This is a genomic window from Ekhidna lutea, assembly GCF_900188325.1.
Classification (GTDB): Bacteria; Bacteroidota; Bacteroidia; order Cytophagales; family Cyclobacteriaceae; genus Ekhidna; species Ekhidna lutea.
This window is the reverse complement of the sequence record NZ_FZPD01000004.1, coordinates 580886-606245: the sequence shown is the minus strand read 5'-3', so window position 1 is coordinate 606245 and position 25360 is coordinate 580886. Positions and strand designations below refer to the sequence as shown.

Here is a 25360-nt window from a genome sequence, read left to right as displayed (position 1 = left end):
AATAAACCTAACAGATTAATTAATACGGAAGGCATCATAGAATGGATAACGTAACTAAGTCCATGAATTCGGAGCAAATGGATTTAGTGAAGAGAATATTTAATATTTCCAGTGGAGAACTGAAGCCAGTAATGGCTTCATTCTTTTACTTCTTCTTTTTGATGAGCAGCTATTTTATCCTCAGGCCGGTTAGGGACGAAATGGGAATACAAGCCGGAGTAGAAAACATGCAATGGCTGTTTACAGGCACATTCATCACCATGCTTTTAATCGTTCCTGTTTTTGGCTACCTCATGAAGCGATACCAAAGACAAAAGCTCATCCCCGGTATCTACATTTTCTTTTGTTTCAATATTCTGGTTTTTTATGTGCTGTTTACTTTTTTCACTGTGCCCTTTGTCTCCATTATCTTCTTCATATGGCTGAGCGTGTTTAATCTTTTTGTCATCTCCATTTTCTGGAGCTTCAATGCTGACATTTTTAGTTCAGATCAGGCCAAGCGACTATATGGTCCTATTGCAGCCGGAGGTAGTTCGGGTGCTATTTTCGGCCCTGTTATCGCTTCGTCTCTGGCTGGACAAATTGGGGTGACCAATTTGCTTTTAATTTCAGCCCTGCTATTAGGGTTAGCCACTTATTTCCTAAAGCGATTGATAAAGCATTCGAATGCTCGGGGAGAAAGAAAGCTGGTGACACCAATCAAAGGAAGTATTTGGGAGGGTCTCAAATTGATGATTCGATCTCCATATTTAAAGCAAATCGGACTGTTTGTGCTGTTGTACACTTGCATTTCCACGTTCCTCTATTTTGAGCAAGCACACATCATATCGGAAGCATTTGCAGTTTCCGAGGATCGTACATCTTATTTTGGATTTCGGGATTTGCTGGTCAATTCCAGTACCCTATTCCTTCAATTTTTTATCACCGAGCGTTTTTTAAGAAAAGCCGGGATCATCTTCTGTCTGATATTGGTGCCTGTAGTCGCCTCATTTGGGTTTCTATCCTTAGGAATTAGCCAGTCTGTAATTGTGCTATTAATTGTGCAGGTTTTGTACCGCTCCCTCAATTTCTCTATTCAACGACCATCGCGCGAAGTGCTGTTTACCAAAGTAAGTGTACGAGAAAAGTACAACACCAAGAATTTTATTGACACTGCTTTATACAGAGGAGGTGATGCACTTAGTGGCTGGCTGTTTGCCGGACTTTCAGCACTGGCATCATTGCAGGCAATTTCATTTCTAGCCATCCCTCTGACAGTAGTCTGGGCACTTTCCGGATTAAGAAGTGGCAGGCTTTTTAATTCAATGACATTTAACTTAGATAATAATGAATTACAAGATGTTATCACGAAGAAAAGCGCTTAAGCATATAACTGTTGGGTGTATAGCCATAGGAATGCCTAAGGTGTTGTTTTCACAAAACGATCAAATCATGAAAAGAGCCATTCCTTCAACGGGAGAAAAAATTGGTGTTGTGGGTCTTGGTACCTGGCAAACATTTGATGTTGGTAATTCCTCATCTGCTCAAGAACCGCTGAAAGAAGTACTGAAAGCTTTGGTAGACGGAGGTGGAAATGTAATTGACTCATCTCCAATGTATGGTTCCTCTGAAAAAGTTGTTGGTGATCTGTCAACAGAATTAGGACTAGAAAAGGAACTTTTCTGTGCTACAAAAGTGTGGACGTCAGGCAAACAGTCCGGCATTGACCAAATGAATGCTTCGATGCGAAAAATGAAAGCTAATCCGATGGATTTGATGCAAATCCACAACCTTCAGGATTGGAAAACGCATATTAAAACACTTTACGATTGGAAGGACAGAGGGCTTATTCGATACATCGGAATTACACACTATGTTGATAGCGCTCATGATGATTTAGAGCGAATCATTAAATCTGAAAATATAGATTTTGTACAAGTCAACTATTCCATCAATGATCGAAAAGCAGAGAAGTCTTTATTGCCATCCGCAAAAGACAAAGGTGTTGCGGTTTTAACCAATCGACCCTATTCAGGTGGTTCCTTATTTAGGAAATTAAGAGGTCAACATTTACCTGAATGGGCAAGTGAGTTTGACTGCAAAAGCTGGGGACAATTTTTCCTGAAGTACTTACTGTCAAACGAGGCAGTCACTTGTGTCATACCGGGCACATCCAAGGAAAAACATATGATTGATAATATGGGTGCAGGTTTGGGAAGACTACCGGATAAAGGTCATTTGAAAAGAATGATTGAATTGATCAGCTAGAAATCACTGCAGTAGCTTCAATTTCAATCATCATGTCCGGCTCAATCAAAGACCTAACCTCCACCATACTGGTGGCAGGTTTTATATCCCCAAAGACTTCACCATGAGCTTTCCCGATCGCAACCCATTGGGAGATGTCCGTTACAAACATCCTTGTTCTAATTACATCCTCAATTCTCCCTCCTGCCTTTTCGATGGCTTCCTTAACTATTTCGAGGCACACTTTCGTTTGCTCATAAGCATTGTCACCTACGGTTTTGCCATCTCTCACAGGTGCAGTTCCTGACACTTCGATCGTATTTCCTATTCTTACAGCTCTGCAATATCCGACTTGATTTTCCCAGGGGGCTCCAGATGAAATGTTTTGTCTCATTACTATAAAAATAAGAAAGTCCGGTTCGAAAACCGGACTTTTGATCTTTTATTATCCCTGATTGATTAGTTGTCTTTGTGCATATGCACATCCATTTGAGGGAATGGAATATTCAATCCAACTTCATTAAACTTATTATATATCCGCTCATTCATGTCAAATTTCAACGGCCAGTAATTAGAGGCTTCCACCCACAATCTAACCGTGAAGTTTACTGAGCTATCCGCAAGTTCTGCAACGGCAATAAATGGTTCCGGGTCTTTCAGGATACGCTCATCGGCATTGATAAGCTCCATTAACGTTTCACGAGTTTTTTGAGTGCTATCACCGTAACCTACTCCTACCGTCAAATCAAGTCTTCTACGTGGTTCTGTTGAATAGTTGGTTAGAGATGAATTGGCCAACGGGCCATTCGGAATAATGATTGTTTTCATATCCGGTGTTTTCAGAATGGTATGAAAAATCTGGATGGCATGAACGGTACCGGAATGACTAGGGGTATCTATCCAGTCACCCACTTTAAAAGGTTTTATCAAAAGTATTATTACACCACCGGCAAAATTTTGAAGTGTTCCTTGAAGTGCAAGTCCAATGGCTAAACCAGCAGCACCAAGTACTGCTACAAAACTTGTGGCTTCAATACCAACCATCCCGATGACTGAGATGAATAGCATTACTTTTAAAACGGCTGAAATAAGCGATTTTAAAAACGGGCGCAACGAGGGATCGACATCCCGCTTTTGCATCGTTTTACCAACACCTCGGGTGATCATCCCGATGATCCAAAGTCCAACAAGTAAGGTCACAATAGCTGCAATGACTTTTGGCCCCCACGACATGGCCAGATCGATAGCCATTTGAGTATATTTTGATGCTTCTGATGTTACTTCTTCCATTTATTGTTAGGTTTTGAAAACTTGAAAATGTTTCTAAGAAAGATACTAAAAATGGTCGTATCTGGGCTTAACTGTCCCTTCCATGTAACACATGAGTGAATGAATTGTTCCGGATGGCCGGCGATTCATTAAAAAAGCTATTTTTGTCGAATTGCGAAAAAAAGAAAAACCTAATTCATGCGAGAATTAAATGAAATTTTAAATCAAATAGATGGAGCCATTGGAGGGTCTTCCTGGTTTGTATATCTGCTACTTGGAACTGGGCTGTTTTTCACCATTTATCTGAAATTTCCTCAGATTCGGTATTTCAGATTTGCTCTTCGAGTGGTTAAAGGAAAGTTTGATAAGGCCGATGATGAAGGCGATGCTTCACATTTTCAGGCGTTAGCAACCGCTCTATCCGGAACCGTAGGAACAGGCAATATAGGTGGAGTAGCTCTGGCAGTTCACCTGGGAGGGCCGGCAGCACTTTTCTGGATGTTGGTTACTGCCATGTTAGGTATGACAACAAAATTCGTGGAAGTAACCCTTTCACATAAGTACAGGGAGAAAGTTGGAGATGGAATCTCAGGTGGCCCGATGTATTACATGAAAAAACGACTGAACATCACTACCAAGTCAGGTAAGGTGATTAAGACCGGATATTTCATGGGAGGCTTATTTGCTATTGCTACCATCATGTCTTCGTTTGGAACAGGTAACCTGCCTCAGATCAATAATATTGCAAATTCAGTATTTACAACTTTTGGTGTAGAGCAGTGGATCACAGGAGCAGTATTAGCAGTATTGCTGGCAGCTGTAATTCTAGGTGGAATTAAGCGAATCGTGAAGGTGACTGAAAAGATTGTTCCGTTCATGGCAGTTGTTTACCTATTGGGTGCACTGTCTGTTATATTCTATAATGCTGAAAACATATTTCCATCAATCCTCGCAATATTTGGTGACGTTTTCACCGGTAGTGCTGCAATGGGTGGTTTTCTTGGAGCTAACCTTGCATTTGCATTCAATAGAGGTGTAAATAGAGGTCTATTCTCTAATGAAGCTGGTCAGGGGTCAGCACCGATTGCTCACTCTGCCGCCAGGGCTCATGAGCCTGTTTCGGAAGGAATGGTAGCTATTCTTGAGCCATTCATTGATACCATCATCATCTGTACAATCACGGGACTTGTACTTTTATCTTCTGGTGCCTGGGCAAAGAAATATGAAAACGAAATCCAATATTCGGATATAGTCGTCCTTGCGGATGTCTATGATGAAGCTGATGAGGACGACAAGCGAACGGTTAGAAATCATATGATTCAAAAGGAGTCTGTTCCTTTATTTTCAGGCAATCTGAATGTCGAAGAGGGAATCGTTCAAAATGGTGTGACAATAATTGCAGCAGAGTCTTTTGCTGAAAATGTGAAAATCAGGAGAGGAGATAAATTATACTCCGGTACTATCAATGTGCTGAATGGTAGCATTGCCGGTGATTCCGATGTGACCATCATCGGTAAGTCTCTTTTGCATAGTGCCCCGCTTACCACGGTTGCTTTTAATGAAGGCTACTTTGGAGATTACGGCAAGTATATTGTATCCATAGGCTTAATACTCTTTGCTTTTAGTACTGCAATTAGCTGGTCTTATTATGGCGGAAGAGCCACGACTTACTTATTTGGAACCAAGTATATCATAGTGTACAAAATTATCTACGTAGCAGGGTTCTTTGTTGCCTCGTTTGCAGATACAACAATCATTTGGACTTTAGCGAACATCACCATTGCATTGATGACTATTCCTAACTTGATTGGCATTCTGATCATGCATCGTGAGATGAAGCAAACAGTCGGAGATTACTGGAAAGATTTCAAGCTGGAATGGCCGAATGAGAAAACACCTGAGTAAAATTTTGATTTGTTTGACGATCCTGCTTGCATTTCAATGCAAGCAGGATCGAGCTGTTCTTGAAAATGAGGAAATAGTAAAAGCCGACAGCTTCTCCCAACTGATCGAAGCAGTAACCTTATCTGATTCTGCGGATCAATATGCATTTGTCGATAAATTTTTGGACTCACTGGATGCGCCATTTATCGAGGAGGATACCAATGTTTACTTTTTCTATGTTGGTGATGCGACAAGCGTGCAGGTGGCGGGAGATTTTAATGGGTGGAACCCATCCGGTAGGAATTTTACGAGACTAAGGGATACAGATCTTTGGTACAGGAAAGAGACGTTTGAGAAAAATGCTCGCCTGGATTACAAGCTGGTGATTAATGGATCCAATTGGATCTTAGATCCTAAAAACCCGAATAAGGTTGGTGGTGGATTTGGCCCTAATTCAGAGTTAGCCATGCCTGAATACGTGCATCCCGAAGAAATTGAAGCCCGAGATGGGATTGACAAAGGAACTGTAACTGAAATTCAAATTTCCAGTACAGCTACAGGGAAAACGTATGACGTGCATGTTTACCTACCTGCATCTTATGATGAATCCAATGAATACCCGGTGGCATACTTTCAGGATGGTTCGGACTATCTCAATCTGGCCAGCTCAAAGAATGTGTTAGATAATCTGATTGCGGATGAGAAAATTGTTCCGACAATCGGAGTTTTTGTAGTTCCAAACGATCGAAACATCGAGTATGCCTTTGACGATCGTTTCAAATACACCGATTTCTTTGTGGATGAGTTGGTGCCATACATTGATGCTAATTACAGCACCATGGTAGCCGCTGAAAGTCGCGCGGTGATCGGTGATTCTTATGGTGGAAACATTTCAGCTATTATAGCTTTTAACAACCCTGATGTCTTTGGAAATTGCGGCATTCATTCAGGCGCATTTCAGCCCAATAACTTTCACACGAATGGGATTGTCATGGATGGTGAGATGAAAGCGATCAAAGTTGCCACCATTTGGGGCACTTATGAAGGGAGCTCTCTGCCTCCCAATATGAGAAAGGTTAAAGATTATTTAATTGAAACTGGATATGATGTTATATGGAAGGAACTCCCTGAGGGACACAGCTGGGGATTGTGGAGAGCTACTACAGATGATATGCTGGAGTTTTTCTTTTCTGCGAACTAATCAGGCTTTATAGAAAATTAGTTTTTTACCTGAGGTTTTCGACTTCAAATATTTTTTTGTCTCTAAATCCATCAGGTCAGTTCTTGCCGTTTGATACACCACACTAAATAAATTTTCTACCTCTTTAATTGTTAACACCTTATCTGGCTCGTTGTGGAAAATGTTAAGTATTTGAGCCTGCCGTTCATTCACATCTTCAGACTTCATCAGCTCAAACGCCTCTTTCTTTTCTTTTATCTTTCGTTTGACATATTTCTTAAACTCTTCCAATGCCTGACTCATGCATTTAAGATTATAATCTATAAAGTAGGTGAGATCATTCTCATCATACTCGGTGTAGAGATAGGCTCTCGAATATTGAGCAGGAGACTTTAAAATGATTCTTGAAATGGACAAATATTCCACAATCCAATATCCTTTTCTTACTAAGTACCAGTAGTAAAGTGCACGAGCTGTCCTTCCGTTTCCATCGACGAATGGATGAATATAGCCGATCATAAAGTGAAGGATGATTCCTTTAATAATTGGATGAATAAATGGGTCATCTTCCTTTTTGTTTATGAAGTCACAAAGGTCTTTGATAAGCTTCTCGACTTCATCAAAAGCCGGTGGATCATAGAATACCTCCCCTGTTATACCATCTACTACTTTTACATCATTACTTTCTCTAAACTCGCCTTCATTCTCTGGTTTTTCCAGTGTTCCTTTTGTAACTATTGCTTGAATTTCCTTGATGAATTCTGGCGTTAGTTTCTGATTCTTCTGATCAACTACCTTTTTGATTGTGAGGTAATTGTTCAATATCATTTTCTCTGAATGATTTTTAGGCTTGCGATTTGTTCGAAGCATTTCTTTAGCTAAACGCCTTGTAGTAACTGCTCCTTCTAATTGGCTGGAAGCAATGGCTTCTTCCATAATAGAGCTGATGAAATAGCGTTCCTTGTGCTCATCAGGAATGATTACATCTGATTGGATACTTCCACCCAGATCAAGGTCAAATTTGTGGAGTTGGTGAGAGATTTTATTGGTTAGCGAATATTTTAAACTTGTGAATTTTATACCTCCAATGAATTGATATTTTCTGAAAAGAGTCATCGTTTCCCATAGCTCAGCAGGTTTATAGGACTTTAAATTCTCATAAGAGGTGATTTTATGCTTAAAACTTTCCCAGTAAGGGTATTCCTGGTCTATTTGATGTAATGAGTGTATTAACTGTTCATTATTCATTAAATGAACAGTTTTTGGGCTGAATGGATAAGGTGGTCGCTCTGGTTTCTTCATTACTATTACCTACTAATTAATACTAAATTAGTAGATTTTTATAAAAAACCTACTAATTATAAAGGTTTTAGTAGCAAATAGTAATAACGCCTACTCTGTACCATACTTAGGATTTCCTTCAGCAAAAGCTTTAAAGTCATCCATGAATGACTGTGTTTGTTTTTTAAAGGGCTTCTTCCCCATAAAAAATACCATTATCTTCATAAAGCCGGAAAACTTAAATTCAGCCTCAGACGTCCATCGGGTCTTTCCGTTTTCTTCTTTAAAGTAGTTTTTTTGAATGTTGACAACCCCCTTTGTCTGATAATTTCCATGGAATTCATCAGGAAGATTTCTAAAAGTGATTGTCTCAATCAACTCCATTTTCCTTTTTCCAAAGTCATATTTAATGATGGATTCCGCACCAGGCTTACCCGGCTCTCCGGAAACATGCTCGAAACTTACAAACCCTTTTTGCCAATACTTCATATTGTCCGGGTTGTCAAATGCTTTGATCACCTCATCCCGAGGCTTATCAATGATGACTTCACATGTGTATTTCATAATAGGTTGGTTTGGGTCAATGATGGATTGTCATATAAAAGTTAAAAAGTTTTTACGAAAATCCCGCCCATCACTTAGTGGCTACCTCTTCTTTTTAGATGATTTTGCCTCCTTATTGAACACCAGGCATTGGTCTACCCATTCATTCAACCCTCCATTATCTTCCCATGCTTCGGCGCTAACATATACATACCCCTTCATGGGCCTTTTTGTGAAATCCATGATTCGGGCACCTGGTTTTTTAAGAAACTCATCATAAACATGAGGACCAATTCTGGCCATTAAGTCATCTTTTATTACACCTATGCACATTTTATCATCGACCATGATGCAGAGGCCTCCCATCATGTTCTTTTCAATAAAGGACACTTTTCGTTCTTTGAGTGATTGTCTAAGCTTATCAGCGAGGTATTCATTGTATGCCATTGGTTGTTGAATTTAGAATTAACCTGAGTTCGATGTAAGAATAAAAGGAAAACGCCTTAAATCCCCTCCTTGGAGGGGTAGGGGGTGGGTTGGTAAGAAATCGTTTTCCTTTTTGCTTTTTTATTCAAAAATGACTGTTTTATACTGACCCACCTCTTCCTCCTCTCTAGAGGAGACTTTTTAGTGTCATTTTGAATAAAAAAAATAAATTCTTATGTCGAACTCAGGTAATTAATGATATGCTATTTAAAAATGCTTGTTCAATTTTCGGTTGTACCTTAATTGTTGGTTGCTCTACTTTTGATTTATGACAGCAGTACTACCATCTTCTGACGAAATGTACCAGGCCTTATTGGACAAAAACTCACAATATGAAGGTGTTTTTATAGTGGGTGTAAAAACCACGGGTATCTTTTGCAGGCCTACCTGCTCGGCAAGAAAACCTAAATATGAAAATGTAGAATTTTTTGAAAGCACAAGGGAGGCACTGACGAATGGTTATCGTGCGTGTAAAGTGTGCAGACCCATGAAAGAGTACCAATCTGCTCCTGAATGGTTGGTGCCACTGTTGAAGGAGGTGGAATCTCAATCGGATAAAAAATGGCGTGATTTCGAATTGACTCAAATGGGATTCAGCCCAACAAGAGTACGACGATACTTTAAAAAAACGCACGGAATTACTTTTCAGGCTTATTTGCGAATGAGCAGAATAAATGGAGCATTTTTAAAAATAAGAGAAGGACAAACAGTCACCCAATCCGCTTTTGAGCAAGGATATGATTCGTTGAGCGGCTTTTCGGAAACATTCAAAAACATGACAGGATTTACACCGGGAACGCAGGGCCAAATTATTACTATAAATCGAATTTCAACACCTCTGGGCCCAATGATGATCGGTGTAACCGATGAGGGCTTGTGCCTGCTGGAGTTTACAGATAGACGAATGCTGGAAACGCAAATCGAGGTACTCAAAAAGCGGATGAACTCTGAAATGCTTACCGGCAAGCACCCGATGATTGATGAAGTTTCGAAACAGCTGGAGGAGTATTTCGAGGGTAAAAGGAAATCGTTTGATGTGCCATTGGTTGTTCCGGGAACCGAGTTTCAGCAACGAGTTTGGGATGCGTTGAATAAAATACCCTATGGCGTTACACGCTCATACAAACAACAAGCAGATGTAGTAGGGGATGTAAAAGCTGTGAGAGCGGTTGCACGGGCCAATGGAGAGAATCGAATCTCCATCATCATCCCATGCCACCGTATCATCGGATCAGATGGCAGCATTGTAGGCTATGGGGGAGGCGTCCATCGAAAGCAATGGTTGCTGAAGCATGAGTTTGAGAATCAATAGGTACAACATTTTAAAGGATGTCATGCTGACGAAGGAAGCATCTCTAAAATAAAAAGAGATCCTTCATTGCGCCTGCCAGGCGCAGTGAAGGATGACATTCTTATTTTAAAATTCAATCTCCGCATCAATTTGCGTACTCAACAAATCCTCAATCGTTTCTCTCCTTTTTATGAGATGGTCTTTTCCATCCAACATCATTACTTCAGCAGGCCTTGGCCTTGAGTTATAATTGGAGGCCATGGTGGCACAATATGCGCCCGCATTTTTGAAGACCAGCAGGTCATTCTTCCGTACCTCTGGAATGATTCGATCTGAAGCGAAAGAATCTGTTTCGCATACATACCCAACCACATTGTAGACCTTCTTTTCTCCTTGAGGATTCGACAGGTTCTCAATGTGATGATACGCATTATAAAACATTGGACGAATCAAGTGATTGAAGCCGGTATCTAGTCCAACAAACGTACATGAGGTTGTTTGTTTGATAAGGTTAGCTTTTGCTACAAAATAGCCGGCATTGCTTACCATGTATTTACCGGGTTCGAACTCCAACGTATATTGTTTCCCTTGCTTCTCACAGAATTCATTAAATGATTTACTGAATTTCTTTCCAAATCTTCCTATGTCTGTATGAAGGTCATCCGGCTTGTAGGCGACTTTAAATCCACTACCAAAGTCAATATGCGTAACAGTATCAAACTTTTCAACTACACTGAACACCAACTCTGCGGCTTTAATAAAAATGTCAGCATCCAGAATATCAGAACCCGTGTGCACGTGAATCCCCATCACATTAATTCCGAGTTTGTTGACAATTCGCTCCACGTTTGGCACCTGATGAATGGAGATCCCGAACTTGGAGTCAATATGACCGACAGATATATTCTGATTGCCTCCAGCCATTAAGTGCGGGTTGATCCGGATATAAATAGGAATGTCCGGATGGTTCATTCCAAAATACTCAAGCGTATAGAGGTTGTCTACGTTGATTTTCACTCCAAGCTCAATCGCTTGTTCATACTCTTCTGTTGAGATGTTATTGGGAGTAAACAGGATGTCATCAGCAGGAAAACCGGCATGCAACCCAAGGTGTACCTCTTCAATGGAGACACAGTCAAGCCCAGCACCAAGTGATCTGAATAGCTTGAGGATTGCCTGATTATTTAGTGCCTTGCAAGCGTAGTGTACCTTTAGTTGATCTACTTTAAATGCCTTGGTAAATTGTTTATAGTTTTCTTTCATCTGATTGGCATCATAGACATAAAGGGGGGAGCCTTGGTTTTCAACCGCTCGAATTAGACTTGCATTTTCCATTTTAAATTTCAAAAAGGGTTTAAACAAAAAAACCGAAGCTTCATGCTCCGGTTTGATAATATTCTAATGTATTAAAATTCAATCAATAGCCGGACCTATAGAAATCGTTTAGATTTCTTATCGGATTTTTTCTTTTTATCTGTCCAGCTCAATTTCATGATGGCAAAAATAAGCTCTTTTTAATTCTCGTAAGTACCTTTTACTGAACCAATTGACGATTCTCTGGGACAATAGGTGCGTCAAAGTGACATGCAATAACACCACCTCTCATGTTATAATTAAATTATATCTAGTGGGATCTAGCTAATGTTTTTGATTTCAATCAGATTGATCCTGTGATGAAAGTTTGCGAAATAGAAGGTATGCCAGTGCACATGAAAAAAAAAGTAGAACCAACTTTCCCACAAGAAAACCAAAACCATATTGAGTTAACCGATCAAAATCAAAGGCTACTATATTCACAACCTGAATAGTTAAGATGAATGACAGAACAATAAAGATGTAAAATAGTAGCCTTTTCAAAATCTCAGATTATTTGGTTACAATAGTGGTTGTAGGAGTGTAAATACTAAATGTTAACGCTGCAACTAAACCATTTACAAAAGAGATTTTTGTTGTAACGTCATAATCTTTAGCGTCTCCAGCAAGATTTTGTGGATCTGACACGCCAACGGGAGCCAACCCATAAATAACATAGTGATTCCATGATGAAATTTGCTGATTGCCTTGCGCACCATTACCAACAACGGTTGTGTAAGTGTAGCATGAGGATAGACAAAGTCCCATAACTATGGCGATTGAAAGTACTTTAATGGTTTTTTTCATAATGATTTAAATTTTCTTTTGATTTAAAGATCAAAAGATACTACTTGATTCCTAAATGTAAAATAGTTATGAATAAAATAATTCTTTACTTCGCAAATGCCACCGCCCGGGTTTCCCTGATCACCGTCACTTTGATTTGACCAGGATACTGCATGTCTTTTTCAATTTTCTGCGAAATATTGAATGACAAATCTCCTGCCTGCTTATCATCTACATTTTCAGCATCAACAAGTACTCTTAGCTCACGACCGGCCTGGATAGCGTAGCATTTATTCACTCCATCAAAATTCAGGGCAATGCCTTCCAGGTCTTTCAGTCGCTTCAGGTATTGCTCCATGATCTCTCGACGTGCACCCGGTCTGGAGCCTGAGATGGCATCACAAGCCTGTACGATTGGAGAGATCATTGAAGTCATCTCGATTTCGTCGTGGTGGGCACCAATGGCGTTACACACCTCTGCGTTTTCCTTATACTTCTGCGCCAACTCCATCCCGATGATTGCATGTGGCTTTTCCGGTTCATCAGGCCATACCTTCCCAATATCATGTAGCAAACCAGCTCGTTTTGCAAGCTTTGGATTAAGGCCTAGTTCTGAAGCCAGGGTTGCACAAAGGTTAGCTACCTCTCTGGAGTGTTGCAATAAGTTTTGGCCGTAAGATGATCTAAATCTCATCCGACCGACCATTTTGATCAGCTCAGGATGCAAGCCATGTATGCCAAGATCAATTACTGTTCGCTCACCGATCTCTACGATTTCATCGTCGATATTTTTTGATGTCTTATTTACAATCTCTTCAATTCTGGCCGGGTGTATTCTGCCATCCTGTACAAGTCTGTGAAGTGAAAGCCGTGCTATTTCTCTTCTTACAGGATCGAAACCAGAGATTATAATTGCCTCAGGAGTATCATCTACGATAATCTCAACGCCAGTAGCAGCTTCTAGAGCTCTAATGTTTCGGCCTTCACGGCCGATGATTTTTCCTTTGATGTCATCACTTTCAATGTTGAAAACAGAGACCGTGTTTTCGATAGCGTGTTCGGTAGCTGTTCGTTGAATGGCTTCTACCACTATTTTTTTCGCGTCTTTAGTGGCGGTCATTTTGGCTTCTTCCACAATTTCTTTGATGTGGGCAGAAGCGCTGGTTCTGGCTTCATCTTTCAGTGCTTCCATCAGTTGAGCTTTTGCTTCTTCCGCAGGAAGATTAGCTGCTTTTTCAAGAATGGCCACTTGCTGCTTTTGCATCTTCTCAAACTCATCTTTTCGTTGACGAGCAATCTCCATTTGATTGGAGAGCGTTTCTTTTAAATCATTTAGCTCATCCTCTTTTCGCTTTACCTGTTCAAACTGTTTATTTAGGTTTGATTCCTTTTGCTTGAGCTTTTGCTCGTTGGTAATGATGATGTTTTTCTTTCGTGACGCTTCTTCTTCAAAGTCGCTGCGCATCTTGAAGATATTTTCTTTTGCTTCAAGCAACTTGTCTTTTTTGAGACCTTCGGCAGTTACCTCTGCTTCTTTAAGGATGAGTTTGCTTTGCTCTTCTGCCTCTTTGACTTTCTTGCTCGCATTCTTCCCAAGCATAGCCCGACCAATGAGAAGGCCTACAACGGCCCCTGCAAGAGCGGCAATAACTATTATGATTGTGGTGTCCATGTGTATGTATTTGATGTAATCAAATAACAGGACAGTCAGGTATTCCTAAATCAAGGTGATATATCAGATTGAGTTTGTGATGAGCTGGTTTAGTTTAGAAATTTCACCAAGTGCAAAATCATCAGACGCTTCAGATGATTCTTCACGTTTTAATTTCTCTACCAGGCAATCAAAAGCTACCATGGCCACCAGATCTTGTGTATCATCGATACCAAACTGGTTTTGGTAATTTTTTATTTTCTCATTTAAAAGTTTTCCTGCTCTTCTAATTCTTTCTTCGTCCTCCGCTTTCACTCTCATGGGATACTCCCTGTTCCCAATTCTGATTTTTATGGATAGTTCAGCCATTCGGTATTAATTATTTATTCTGCCAAATGGGCAATACATTTATCTATCTCCTTGATGTAGCCTTCTATCGTCTCTTTCAGCTGCGCTGAATCTCCTTCACTGACTACCATGTTATTTGCTAATTTATTTATGTTCATTTTACTCTGAAAGGTATTCAAGTTGGCCTCATGGCTCTCCATCTTCTCTTTCAGGTTGCCGTTTTCTTTCCTGGCACTGGTCAATTCATCTTTTAGTTGTTTGTTTTCATTTATAACTAATTGAATCTTCCTTTCCAGGTTTTGAAATTCACGATATAATTTTTCGCTAGGCATCTTATTTTCGTATGACAGCACCGAGTTGTTTTTCATACAAACTCATCAACGCATTCATACTTTTATCTATCTGTTTATCTGTTAAAGTTTTGAATTTATCTTGAAGAAAAAAACTAATTGCGTAAGCTTTTTTTCCTTTTTCTATTTTATCGCCCTCGTAGACACTAAAAAGGTTCATTCTGTTCAATAATTTCTTCTCTTGCTTAAAGGCAAGTTGCTGGATGTCAGCGTAAGAAACATTCTTGTCCAGTACCAATGAAAGGTCTCTTTTTACTTCAGGGAATTTTGGAATAGGCTCATAAGCTATGTCTGACTTGTAAAGACTCAATATTGCCTCCCAGTCTAGCTGAGCATGAAAAACATCCTGCTTAATCCCGTAAATTGAAAGCAATTCCTTTTTAAGCTTGCCAAGAATTCCCAACATTTTACCCTCTTTTTTGATCACCACGCCATATTCATAGAGCGTACCTTTTTCGGAAGGGATGATTTCAGTTTTTCTAATGCCTGAATATTTCAGCATTCCCATCACAGTCGTGCTCAAATCATGGAACGAGTTTTTACGAGGCTCATCGAGCCAGTTAGCTTCTTTGGTGTTTCCCGTTAAGTAAAAAGAAAGCCATTCTGTCTCTTTGTATTTTTGATCTTCTTTTTTGTACGACCTGCCGAATTCAAAAAACTTCAAATTCGGATTTCTTCTGTTGATGTTATAAGCCACTGACTCCAAAGCAGTATAGACTGGTGAAGTCTTCATGATCGTCAATTCCTCACTGGAAGGATTAAGCATCTCCACCGGCTCTCCCCCAATTGGAAACTTTTCATAATACTTAGGATTCGTCAGAGAGTTGGTCAATATTTCTGAATAGCCCTGTCCCGCAAGAAATTTTGATAAATCTTCCTGAACTCGATAAGGTTCATGCTCGTTGAATTCTGCCAGGTATTCTGACGAGAAATCTTCATCCAGCTCCACCTCGTTGAAACCATAGATTCGAAGCACTTCTTCCACTAAATCAGCGGGACGAGTTACATCACTTCTGTAGGCAGGAACGATAGCTTTGAATCCGGTCTCTGTTACATTCTCTGTTTTGATATCCAGCCAATTGAGGATTTCAATAATCAGTTTGTGATCTAAGGTTTTACCTATCAGCCAATGGAAATGTTGAAACGTGACCTCAATTTCTTTTTCTTTGATTGGCTCAGGGTAAATGTCCACAATCTCGGAAGCAGCATAACCACCTGCAAGTTCAAGTATCAAAGAAGTTCCCAGCTTCACCGCAGCAACGGTTATTTCAGGATCAGCACCTCTTTCGTAACGGAAAGATGCATCCGTTGAAATTGTATGTCTCTGAGCAGTAGATCGGATGCCGTCAGCATTCCAATAGGCACTCTCGAGGAAGATGGCCGTTGTTTCTTCGGTTACACCTGATTTCAGGCCACCAAGAACACCCGCCATGCACATCCCTTCTTCCGCTCCATTGCAGACCATTAAGTCCTCTTTGCTTAGCTTTCTTTCCTTTCCTTCTAAAGTGGTGAAAGAAGTTTTGTCTTCGAGTGTCTTGACAATGATCTTATCTCCCTTAACAAGAGCAGCATCATAGGCATGCATGGGCTGTCCAAGGGAGTGCAGTACATAGTTGGTTACATCTACTACATTATTGATAGGCTCTAACCCGATGGACCGGAGTTTCCATTGCAGCCAGTCAGGTGAGCTTTGTACTTTCAATCCTCTGATGGTGATGCCGGAGAATCTAGGACATCTGTCGTGATCTTCTATGCGTACAGAAATCGGCTGATCTTCCTTTATGTCAAAGCTTTTTGGCTGAGGAATATTTAGTTCCTTCCGAAAATAAGCCTTTAAATCTCTTGCAGATCCCATGTGGGAGGTAGCATCTCCTCTGTTTGGAGTTAATCCAATTTCGAAAATATGATCTTCTCCGGTTTCAAAAAGCTCGATAGCAGGTGTTCCATTGGGCTTGTCTGTGTCCAAAACCATGATGCCTTCGTGGCTGGTACCAAGACCTAATTCGTCCTCGGCACATATCATACCTTCCGAAACTTCTCCTCTGATCTTGGCTTTCTTGATTTTAAATGGTTCTCCGTTAGTGGGATGAATGGTGGAGTTTACAGTTGCAACCAGGACTTTCTGTCCTGTGGCTACATTAGGTGCTCCACAAACAATATCTGACAATTCACTCGCTCCGATATCTACCTTGGTTACTTTAAGCTTGTCTGCATTGGGATGCTGTTCACATGACATCACTTCCCCAACCACGATTCCCTTTAGCCCTCCGGGAATCTTCTCTGCTTTTTCAATTCCTTCCACCTCAAGTCCTGTCTGGGTTAGGATGTCTCCTAACTTTTCAGGTGATTCCGAGAAATCAATGTATTCCTTCAGCCAATTGTATGATATCTTCATTCTTTCGCTTGTCTCTGAATTAAGTGAGCAAAAATAAGGAATCTGATAAGGTGTTAAGCCGCTTTGGTTTAATTGTTAATCACACCTTTTTTTAATTGCTTAATTCCTTTCATAAAGGCTTTTGAAATGGCTGTGTTTTCTGAGGTAAAATTGATTCTTGACTCACCTCCATCCTCGTCAATCGTAAGAGGATTGATCTGAGTTTTAACATGAAATTTGTTTTCTGTTATGTTTCGATCGGTATCGTAAACGGTAAATGCTATGACTGCCGTATTTCTTTCGTTTGCCTGATTAAAAGGAGAGTTGTATCTATTTAACTCATTGGCCGTGTAAGATCCAAATAAGCTACCCCCGGAGGAATCTAAAACTTCAACTTTTAAAATATATCGTGACTTACTTCTTAGTGCAATTATTGTTTTTAATGAGTCTGAAATTTGATTTGAATAGATGGTTTCTTTTGGAACCCCTTTTTCTAAAAGAGAATATTCTTGCTCAGGCATATAAAGCAAAGCATTGGTTTCAGATAGCTTTTTCTTTGCAAGATCAAACAGGTGGAGTCCATGCAATTCATCTACTCCATAGATGGACATCACCATTACGTTTGTTCCTTTTTGGATTCTAGGAAAGCTCGTAAAAGAAATTATTTTGGAGCTTGAACAACTTACCAGAAAAATCAAAAGGGTTACTGAAATATTTTTCACTCTAAAAATTCTTATGAGTGTTAATCGTAGTTCTTCTCGCCAGCCTCAATTGCTACTTCCAGAAGATTTTCTGATGGAGGAAGGGGACAGGTGAAGTCAGCAAAGTAGGCGCAATATGGATTGTATGCTTTATTAAAGTCAAGCGAAATTTGACCTGACTTACCAATCATTACATCCAGGTACCGACCACCTCCATAGGTTGTTTCTCCACTGGTGGCATCCCCAAAAGCTAACAAGTATTGATTGCCAAAGCCAAGTGCTTTTAGAATCAGTAATGAGCATTCTTTGCCTTTCATTTTAAAAGTAGCATTTGCAAATTTTAAGTACGTGGTTGTGGTGCCGTCACTATTACCCAGTGTCAGTGTTTCTCGTTTTGTGAATCGATCTAATTTCCCATTGACTTTGAATTCAGGATTCGGTTCATAGTATTCTACTTCCTGATAATCTACTCCTTTTTGAACGAAGGGACTGGCCTGAGATGACCTAAAGAAGTCATGACGTTCTTCCCAAAATTGATGGATCTCCTGAATGTAGTTTTCATCGTTTCCTCCTGATCGAACCATGAAGAAAATCACCAACACAACCGGGATAAGAATGAGCCATGCTTTTTTCATGGGAGTAAATTTAGCCAAGAGACTTACAAAAGACCTTCATCAGCGAAGCTGAAATAATCATTATCTGTAATGATAAGGTGGTCAAGTACAGAAATGTCAAGTGACCTCCCGGCCTCTTTTAGGCGCTTTGTCAAATTAATATCTTCATGACTTGGCTTCATGTTCCCACTTGGATGATTATGAGCTAAAATAAGACCACTAGCAGTTTCTTCCAGGGCCCGTTTGAAAATGATTTTTGCATCGACCACCGTGCCCGAAACTCCACCCCGACTCAGCATCTCTTTTTTTATCACTTCATTGTTTCGCTTTAGTAATATCAACCAAAATTCTTCATGATTGAGATCCATGAAGTCACCTCGTAGAAGTTCAAATCCATCATTCGATGAAGTTATTTTGATTCGTTTCATAGGTTCCGCCTCTTTCCTTCGCCTTCCGATTTCCAATGCAGCCACAATGGATATGGCCTTTGCTTCACCTATGCCTTTAAATTTTTGAAGATCTTTTACAGAGAGCCTTGCAAGGGATGCAATACTATTACCACATTGCTTTAGGATATGTTGTGATAACTCTACCGCAGTTTGTTCTGTATTACCAGAACCAATAAGTATCGCAATGAGCTCGGCTTCAGAAAGTGCTGACTTCCCTTTGAGGAGTAGTTTTTCTCTAGGTCTATCCTCTTCTGCCCATCGTTTTATGGTCAAACGGTTATCTTCCATAGCAAGATGCAAAATAAAACCTTCGGGATAAACCACTTTGGTTTTGAAACAAAAAAACCCTGCACAATTGCTTGCGCAGGGTAAAAAAAATGTCTTTTAGCTAAAACTTAAAGTCCAGCTACGTGCTTGGTCAATTGAGACTTCAAGTGACCTGCTTTGTTATTGTGGATGATATTCTTCTTAGCAAGTTTATCCACCATAGAAATAACTTGAGTCAAAAGCTCTTCACCAGCTTTCTTATCAGTTGTTTCTTTTAGTCTTTTAATGAACGTACGAGTCGTTTTATGCTGATATCTGTTTCTCAGTCTCTTCGCTTCGTTGCTTCTAATTCTCTTAAGTGCTGATTTATGGTTTGCCATAACGCTTTTCTGTATTCCAAAATTTTAGGACGGCAAAGATAGGATTTTTCTTTTGAAATGTAAAAGCTTTTAACAAAGAGAAATTTACATTGTCCATTCATTCAGAATGGTACTCCTATCTCATGGAGCAAAGGTGCACATTTATTAGCTTTAAAAATATGAACGATTTTACTGAAGCACATAGGATATCATCTTTACTTGAATACACGCAAACTTATGATCGCAGCATTAAGGATCCGGAAAAATTCTGGTCTGAAATCGCCGATTCGTTTACTTGGAGGAAAAAGTGGAGTAAGACACTTGAGTGGAATTTTAAAGACCCGAATGTCAAATGGTTCGTTGACGGGAAGTTAAACATCACAGAAAATTTATTGGATCGGCACTTGGAAGACCGTGGAGATCAGGTAGCCATTTTATGGGAGCCAAATGATCCGAATGAAAAGGGTCAATCAATTACGTACAAAGAGCTCCATGCTAAGGTCTGTCAGTTTTCAAATACCATGATTGCCAATGGGGTCGGTAAAGGTGATCGGGTAATTATTTATATGCCAATGGTTCCGGAAGCTGCTGTTGCAATGATGGCTTGCGCAAGAATTGGTGCAGTTCATTCAGTCGTGTTTGCTGGTTTTTCTTCAAGTGCGCTGGCTGATCGAATCAATGACTGTGAGGCGAAGATGGTGCTTACGGCTGATGGAAATTTTAGAGGCGCGAAAACAATAGATGTGAAGGGATTGGTGGATGAGGCATTAGAAAAAACGACATCTGTAGAAAAAGTTATCGTGTATCAACGAACGAAAACAGATGTCAAGATGAAGGAAGGAAGGGATATTTGGTGGCATGATGCAATCATGAATATGTCTGATCAACATGATGCTGAGGAAATGGACTCAGAAGACTTGCTTTTCATTCTTTACACCTCAGGGTCTACGGGGAAGCCTAAAGGAGTGGTGCATACGTGTGGAGGGTATATGATCTTTACCTATTATTCGTTCCTTAATGTCTTTCAATATAAACCACGAGACATCTATTGGTGTACTGCTGATGTTGGATGGATTACCGGTCACTCATACATCGTATATGGGCCATTGCTGGCAGGAGCTACTACTATCATGTTTGAGGGAGTTCCTACTTATCCTGATGCGGGACGATTTTGGGAGGTGTGCGATAAGCATAAAGTCAATCAATTCTACACAGCTCCAACTGCTATTCGGGCTTTACAGGCGCATGGTTTGGAGCCTGTTCAAAAACATAAACTAGATACCATCACCGTCATTGGTTCTGTAGGCGAGCCAATTAACGAGGAGGCATGGCATTGGTATCATGAGCATATTGGAAAAGGAAAATGTCCATTGGTAGACACCTGGTGGCAAACCGAAACCGGCGGAATTATGATCTCAGCGCTAGCTGGCATTACACCAAATAAACCTGCGCATGCATCTCTTCCATTGCCGGGCATTCAACCCATCATTGTCGATGCTGATGGTAATGAACTCGAGGGAAATAATGTAGAAGGCAACCTATGCATTAAACACCCATGGCCCTCCATTTTAAGAACCACCTACGGTGATCATGAGAGATGCAGACAGACTTATTTTTCTACTTACAAGAACATGTATTTCACCGGTGATGGTGCGAAGAGAGATCACGATGGCTATTTAAGAATACTGGGTCGGGTAGATGATGTAATAAATGTCTCCGGACATAGAATGGGAACTGCAGAGGTGGAGAACGCTATTGATGAGCATCCTAAGGTGGTGGAATCAGCAGTGGTTGGATTTCCGCATGATATCAAAGGACAAGGTATCTATGCCTTTGTAATAGCTGAGACCGATGGAATAGAGGAGGAGATACGGCAAACGGTCAAAAAAATGATCGGACCTATTGCTAAGCCCGATCATATTCAGTTAGTATCCGGGTTACCGAAAACTCGCTCAGGAAAAATCATGCGAAGGATCCTTCGAAAGATTGCCAGTAAGGATACTGATAACATGGGAGATACCTCGACATTACTAAACCCTGAGGTGGTGGAAGAAATTATTAAAGGAGCTCATTAATTTTTATTGAAAGCTGTGAGTAAAGAGTAGCCGGCAAGGTTGCCTTTTTTATCATAGCTTTCATTTTTCACCATACCAACACCTTTAGAAAACCATGAAGCGGATGAAGTTTCTGTCGTTTTTTTCATGCCCATCATATTCATAGTGACAATGGTTTTTTGTGAGATTTTGTAAGTATCAAAAGAGCCGGCAGGTGTATCTAATGTTTCAGCTTTTTCCACTTTCCTGTCTACGATCTCCATGTCCATTTTTATATTCATAGCAGCCTGACTAGCCATAATGATGGTTACAGTTCCGGATCCATCTTGCAGTGTTTGACCTTCCTGTAAATCATCCGGGATGGTGATAAAATCTCCTTCTACTTTTACCTCTGCATCTCCGTACTGACTCAACATCTCCTCCGGGATGAAATTATTAAAGTCCATTTTAATGACATCTCCCTCACAGATGATGGTGTATTTACCATCGGCCACTTCTTCATCTTTTTTATCGAAGAAAACATTTTTGACGGTGGCAGATGACCCATCTACATTGAGTACTGTACTTATAGTCCTACCCTGAGTCTTTCCTTTTTTGTCATAAGAAGTCTGTTCAAAATTCACGCCTTCCTCAAATGGAAAGAACGCATCATTACACTGGCCAAACAATGAAAGTGTAAAAACTGAAAGAGTGATTGTTAGTAGCTTTTTCATAATGTGATTTTTAGTGATAAGCAATTTACATAATTATACGTAGATGAAATATAACTTTAACAGGGTAATCATCGTTATAATAATTGTTATAATTTTGTGTTATGAGAAAGGCTAAAGTAACAACGATTGGATCTTCAGTGGGAGTGGTACTTCCAAAAGAGATTATGGAAAAATTAAAAGTAGAGAAGGGAGACACAATTTTTTTTGTGGATACTCCTAATGGAATCGAGCTGACAGCCTATGATGTGGAATTTGAGGAGCAAATGAATGCTGCTAAAAAAGTGATGAAGAAATATCGAAATGCTTTGAGGGAGTTGGCTAAGTAATGGAAATTAAATGGTTAACGAAAAAGCTGATTTACAGTATTCATAATGAGCAAATTTCTGAACATGGAGGACTTGTTGGAATCAGGGATGAAGGACTATTGGATTCAGCATTAGCGAGACCAATAAACCTTCATGCATATGAAAGCGCTTCTTTAATTGAGTGTGCAGCGGCATATGCCTTCGGTATTATTAGAAACCACCCCTTTCAGGATGGAAATAAGCGGACTGGTTTCATCTCTGCTATAACTTTTCTGTTGATCAATCAGGTAGATATTGAAATTGATGAGAAAGAAGTCGTGATCTTTATCACAGAATTAGCAGCAGGAAACATTCAAGAGAATGAGGTTGTTACATGGCTGCAAGAGCACTTAAAAACAAAGCCCTGACTTCAAATGAAATCAGGGCTTTTCTAAAGCTAGAATTACACTTATTTATGTTAAGAACCGCACATCTCACAATCATCCGGATTGTCAAGTGAACACTGCATGGCAGCTTGCTGATCAATCTGTGCTTGTGTCTGAGTCGCTGATGCCGTCTGAACGGCTGTAACTTCCTTTGGCTGTTCCTGTTTTTCTTTTGATACGGTAAACTTGATTGCGTCAGTAGCCGCTTTCGTTCTCAAGTAGTACATGCCTGTCTTCAATCCTTTTTTCCAGGCGTAGAAGTGCATAGAAGTCATCTTACCAAAATTGGCATCCTGCAGGTGGATATTCAAGCTCTGGCTTTGACAGATATACGCTCCTCTGTCAGCAGACATATCAATGATTGCCTTCTGTGAGATTTCCCATACGGTCTTATATCTTTCTTTGATTTCGTCCGGAATCTCGGCAATGTTCTGAATTGAACCATTCTCAGCTTTGATTCGATTCATCATTCGATCATCCCAAAGGCCTAGATCTATCAGTTCACTCATTAAGTGCTTGTTAGCGACAATGAACTCTCCAGACAGTACTCTTCTTAGGTAGAGGTTTGAAGTATATGGCTCAAAGCACTCATTGTTTCCAAGAATCTGAGAAGTAGAGGCAGTTGGCATTGGTGCGAGAAGTAATGAGTTTCTCACCCCATTTTTCTTCACTTTTTGCTTCAGGTCTGTCCAGTCCCATCTTCCAGAATCCGGAGTTACACCCCACATATCAAACTGGAACACTCCTTTAGATACAGGGGATCCTTTAAATGTTTCGTACGCACCTTCTACCTGTGCTATTTCCATGGATGTTTCCATAGCCGCATAGTAGATGGTTTCAAAGATTTCTTTGTTCAGTTTCTTTGCTTCTTCAGACTCGAAAGCCATTTTCAAAAGTAAGAATGTATCAGCAAGACCCTGAACACCAATACCAATAGGACGGTGCTTCATGTTGGAATTTCTTGCTTCTGGGACAGGATAGTAGTTCACATCAATTACCTTATTCAGGTTGCGAGTCACCACTTTAGTGATTTCATAAAGTTTCTGATGATCGAACTTGCCATCTATAACAAACCTTGAAAGAGCAATGGAAGCCAGATTACAAACAGCCACTTCATCTTTAGAAGTGTACTCCATGATCTCGGTACATAAGTTACTGGATCGGATGGTTCCCAGGTTTTTCTGGTTCGATTTTTTGTTAGCTGCGTCCTTATATAACATATAAGGAGTACCTGTCTCAATTTGTGCTTCAAGAATTTCAAACCACAAGTCTTGTGCCTTTATAGTTTTTCTTCCTTTGCCTTCTCGCTCGTACTTTTCATAGAGCGCTTCGAACTCATCACCATACGCCTCGTAGAGTCCGGGGCATTCATCTGGAGACATGATAGTCCAATCACCGTTTTCTTCTACTCGCTTCATGAAAAGGTCCGGAATCCAAAGTGCATAGAACAAGTCTCTTGCTCGCATCTCTTCTTTACCGTGATTCTTTCTAAGATCAAGGAAATCGAAAATGTCAGCATGCCATGGCTCCAGGTAGATCGCAAAGCTTCCTTTTCTCTTTCCACCACCCTGATCAACGTACCGGGCAGTCATGTCAAAGTTTCGAAGCATTGGCACAATTCCATTGGAAGTACCATTGGTTCCTTTGATATACGCACCCGTTGCTCTTACATTATGAATGCTTAAACCAATACCACCGGCAGATTGTGAAATCTTCGCACATTGCTTTAATGTATCGTAGATGCCATCGATACTATCATCCTGCATGGTAAGTAAGAAACAAGATGAAAGCTGAGGTTTTGGTGTTCCGGCATTGAAAAGGGTAGGAGTGGCATGTGTAAACCACTTTTCTGACATTAGGTTATACGTCTGAATAGCCGAATCAATGTCTTCACCGTGTATACCCACAGAAACTCTCATAAGCATATGTTGTGGACGCTCCACAATTTTGCCATCAAGTTTCATTAAGTATGAACGCTCTAATGTCTTATAGCCGAAGTAGTCGTAGTTGTAATCTCTATCGTAATCAACCGCATCATCCAGTCTCTTTGCATTTTTTCGAATGATTCCGTAAACCTCCTTAGAAAGTAATGCTGCATTTCCTCCGGTTTTCGGATTAATGAACTCATACATTCTCTTCATAGTGTTTGAGAATGAGGTCTCCGTAACCTTATGCAGGTTTGATATTGAAATTCTAGCTGCCAGCTTCGCGAAATCAGGGTGGCGTGTCGTCATTGTTGCAGCTGTCTCAGCTGCAAGGTTGTCCAATTCGATGGTAGACACACCATCATACAACCCATCAATTACCTTCTTGGCAATTTCTACTGGCTTTACATAGTCAGCGTTTAAACCATAACACAGCTTTTCAATCCGAGCTGTGATTTTGTCAAATTTTACGGACTCTCGTCTTCCGTCTCTTTTTACTACTAACATAGGGCTATTGTGATAAGGT

Annotated in this window: 25 protein-coding genes; 8 read left to right on the top strand and 17 right to left on the bottom strand. The window is 40.2% G+C overall.

From position 1 onward, the window contains the following. Positions 1-86 precede the first annotated feature (86 nt). On the top strand, positions 87-1364 hold the full coding sequence (locus CHB71_RS13900) for an NTP/NDP exchange transporter (RefSeq protein WP_179213424.1): 1278 nt from the start codon (positions 87-89) through the stop codon (positions 1362-1364). Further along, on the top strand, positions 1327-2247 hold the full coding sequence (locus tag CHB71_RS13895; RefSeq protein WP_089357521.1) for an aldo/keto reductase: 921 nt from the start codon (positions 1327-1329) through the stop codon (positions 2245-2247). The genes CHB71_RS13900 and CHB71_RS13895 overlap by 38 nt, the downstream gene beginning before the upstream one ends. On the opposite strand, the gene CHB71_RS13890 is transcribed toward CHB71_RS13895, so the two are convergent. Continuing rightward, on the bottom strand, positions 2240-2620 hold the full coding sequence (locus tag CHB71_RS13890) for a RidA family protein (protein ID WP_179213423.1): 381 nt from the start codon (positions 2618-2620) through the stop codon (positions 2240-2242). The two genes, CHB71_RS13895 and CHB71_RS13890, sit on opposite strands and share 8 nt — an antisense overlap. 65 nt (positions 2621-2685) lie before the next feature. Further along, positions 2686-3516: a mechanosensitive ion channel family protein gene (locus CHB71_RS13885; protein WP_089357519.1), complete on the bottom strand. Its 831-nt coding sequence runs from the start codon at positions 3514-3516 to the stop codon at positions 2686-2688. Positions 3517-3693: 177 nt separating this feature from the next. Between CHB71_RS13885 and CHB71_RS13880 the strand changes: the two genes are divergently transcribed. Further along, complete coding sequence (locus CHB71_RS13880) at positions 3694-5400, top strand: alanine/glycine:cation symporter family protein (protein ID WP_089357518.1); 1707 nt, start codon at positions 3694-3696, stop codon at positions 5398-5400. Beyond that, complete coding sequence (locus tag CHB71_RS13875) at positions 5381-6580, top strand: alpha/beta hydrolase-fold protein (RefSeq protein WP_089357517.1); 1200 nt, start codon at positions 5381-5383, stop codon at positions 6578-6580. Before CHB71_RS13880 ends, CHB71_RS13875 begins: the two co-directional genes overlap by 20 nt. On the opposite strand, the gene CHB71_RS13870 is transcribed toward CHB71_RS13875, so the two are convergent. The 3 genes from CHB71_RS13870 to CHB71_RS13860 form a co-directional block, all read right to left on the bottom strand. After that, the gene (locus CHB71_RS13870) at positions 6581-7807 is read right to left on the bottom strand and encodes a Fic family protein (protein WP_221406730.1); all 1227 of its coding nucleotides are present in this window, start codon (positions 7805-7807) and stop codon (positions 6581-6583) included. A 144-nt stretch (positions 7808-7951) separates the two neighbouring features. Continuing rightward, positions 7952-8404 (bottom strand): SRPBCC family protein, encoded by a 453-nt coding sequence (locus CHB71_RS13865; protein ID WP_089357515.1) that lies wholly within the window; start codon positions 8402-8404, stop codon positions 7952-7954. Positions 8405-8485: 81 nt separating this feature from the next. Continuing rightward, a complete protein-coding gene (locus CHB71_RS13860) occupies positions 8486-8830 on the bottom strand; it encodes a TfoX/Sxy family protein (protein WP_089357514.1) in 345 nt (114 codons plus the stop codon). Positions 8831-9137: 307 nt separating this feature from the next. On the opposite strand from CHB71_RS13860, the gene CHB71_RS13855 reads away from it, so the two are divergent. Further along, positions 9138-10181 carry a bifunctional transcriptional activator/DNA repair enzyme AdaA gene (locus CHB71_RS13855; RefSeq protein ID WP_089357513.1) on the top strand — a complete coding sequence of 348 codons (1044 nt, stop codon included), beginning with the start codon at positions 9138-9140 and terminating at the stop codon, positions 10179-10181. A 105-nt stretch (positions 10182-10286) separates the two neighbouring features. Here CHB71_RS13855 and lysA read toward each other — a convergent pair whose 3' ends face one another. The 10 genes from lysA to rpsT all read right to left on the bottom strand — a co-directional run bounded on the left by lysA (position 10287) and on the right by rpsT (position 19433). After that, a complete protein-coding gene (gene lysA / locus CHB71_RS13850; RefSeq protein ID WP_089357512.1) occupies positions 10287-11495 on the bottom strand; it encodes a diaminopimelate decarboxylase in 1209 nt (402 codons plus the stop codon). A gap of 531 nt (positions 11496-12026) precedes the next feature. Beyond that, positions 12027-12320, bottom strand: coding sequence for a Bor family protein (locus tag CHB71_RS13845; protein ID WP_089357511.1), 294 nt, complete (start codon positions 12318-12320; stop codon positions 12027-12029). 85 nt (positions 12321-12405) lie between these two features. Beyond that, entirely contained in the window at positions 12406-13971 is a 1566-nt protein-coding gene (gene rny, locus CHB71_RS13840; RefSeq protein ID WP_089357510.1) for a ribonuclease Y, read from the bottom strand. 63 nt (positions 13972-14034) lie between these two features. After that, positions 14035-14319: a cell division protein ZapA gene (locus CHB71_RS13835; protein ID WP_089357509.1), complete on the bottom strand. Its 285-nt coding sequence runs from the start codon at positions 14317-14319 to the stop codon at positions 14035-14037. Between the two features lie 14 nt (positions 14320-14333). Then, positions 14334-14630 (bottom strand): hypothetical protein, encoded by a 297-nt coding sequence (locus CHB71_RS13830; RefSeq protein WP_144017431.1) that lies wholly within the window; start codon positions 14628-14630, stop codon positions 14334-14336. Between the two features lies 1 nt (position 14631). Further along, on the bottom strand, positions 14632-17043 hold the full coding sequence (gene pheT / locus CHB71_RS13825; protein WP_089357507.1) for a phenylalanine--tRNA ligase subunit beta: 2412 nt from the start codon (positions 17041-17043) through the stop codon (positions 14632-14634). 68 nt (positions 17044-17111) lie between these two features. After that, the gene (locus CHB71_RS13820) at positions 17112-17744 is read right to left on the bottom strand and encodes a hypothetical protein (RefSeq protein WP_089357506.1); all 633 of its coding nucleotides are present in this window, start codon (positions 17742-17744) and stop codon (positions 17112-17114) included. Between the two features lie 20 nt (positions 17745-17764). Next, complete coding sequence (locus tag CHB71_RS13815) at positions 17765-18358, bottom strand: DUF1684 domain-containing protein (RefSeq protein WP_089357505.1); 594 nt, start codon at positions 18356-18358, stop codon at positions 17765-17767. Between the two features lie 23 nt (positions 18359-18381). Continuing rightward, positions 18382-19074, bottom strand: a complete 693-nt coding sequence (radC, locus tag CHB71_RS13810) for a RadC family protein (protein ID WP_089357504.1) — start codon at positions 19072-19074, stop codon at positions 18382-18384. 107 nt (positions 19075-19181) lie between these two features. Next, positions 19182-19433 carry a 30S ribosomal protein S20 gene (rpsT, locus tag CHB71_RS13805; protein ID WP_089357503.1) on the bottom strand — a complete coding sequence of 84 codons (252 nt, stop codon included), beginning with the start codon at positions 19431-19433 and terminating at the stop codon, positions 19182-19184. Between the two features lie 158 nt (positions 19434-19591). Between rpsT and acs the strand changes: the two genes are divergently transcribed. Further along, complete coding sequence (acs, locus tag CHB71_RS13800; protein ID WP_089357571.1) at positions 19592-21487, top strand: acetate--CoA ligase; 1896 nt, start codon at positions 19592-19594, stop codon at positions 21485-21487. Here the strand turns inward: acs and CHB71_RS13795 are convergent. Next, the gene (locus tag CHB71_RS13795) at positions 21484-22179 is read right to left on the bottom strand and encodes a TapB family protein (RefSeq protein ID WP_089357502.1); all 696 of its coding nucleotides are present in this window, start codon (positions 22177-22179) and stop codon (positions 21484-21486) included. The two genes, acs and CHB71_RS13795, sit on opposite strands and share 4 nt — an antisense overlap. Positions 22180-22280: 101 nt before the next feature. On the opposite strand from CHB71_RS13795, the gene CHB71_RS13790 reads away from it, so the two are divergent. Both CHB71_RS13790 and CHB71_RS13785 read left to right on the top strand, forming a co-directional pair. Beyond that, entirely contained in the window at positions 22281-22505 is a 225-nt protein-coding gene (locus tag CHB71_RS13790) for an AbrB/MazE/SpoVT family DNA-binding domain-containing protein (RefSeq protein WP_089357501.1), read from the top strand. Continuing rightward, positions 22505-22891 (top strand): type II toxin-antitoxin system death-on-curing family toxin, encoded by a 387-nt coding sequence (locus tag CHB71_RS13785; RefSeq protein ID WP_089357500.1) that lies wholly within the window; start codon positions 22505-22507, stop codon positions 22889-22891. The genes CHB71_RS13790 and CHB71_RS13785 overlap by 1 nt, the downstream gene beginning before the upstream one ends. 50 nt (positions 22892-22941) lie before the next feature. Here CHB71_RS13785 and CHB71_RS13780 read toward each other — a convergent pair whose 3' ends face one another. Beyond that, positions 22942-25341, bottom strand: coding sequence for a ribonucleoside-diphosphate reductase subunit alpha (locus CHB71_RS13780; protein WP_089357499.1), 2400 nt, complete (start codon positions 25339-25341; stop codon positions 22942-22944). Between the last annotated feature and the right edge of the window lie 19 nt (positions 25342-25360).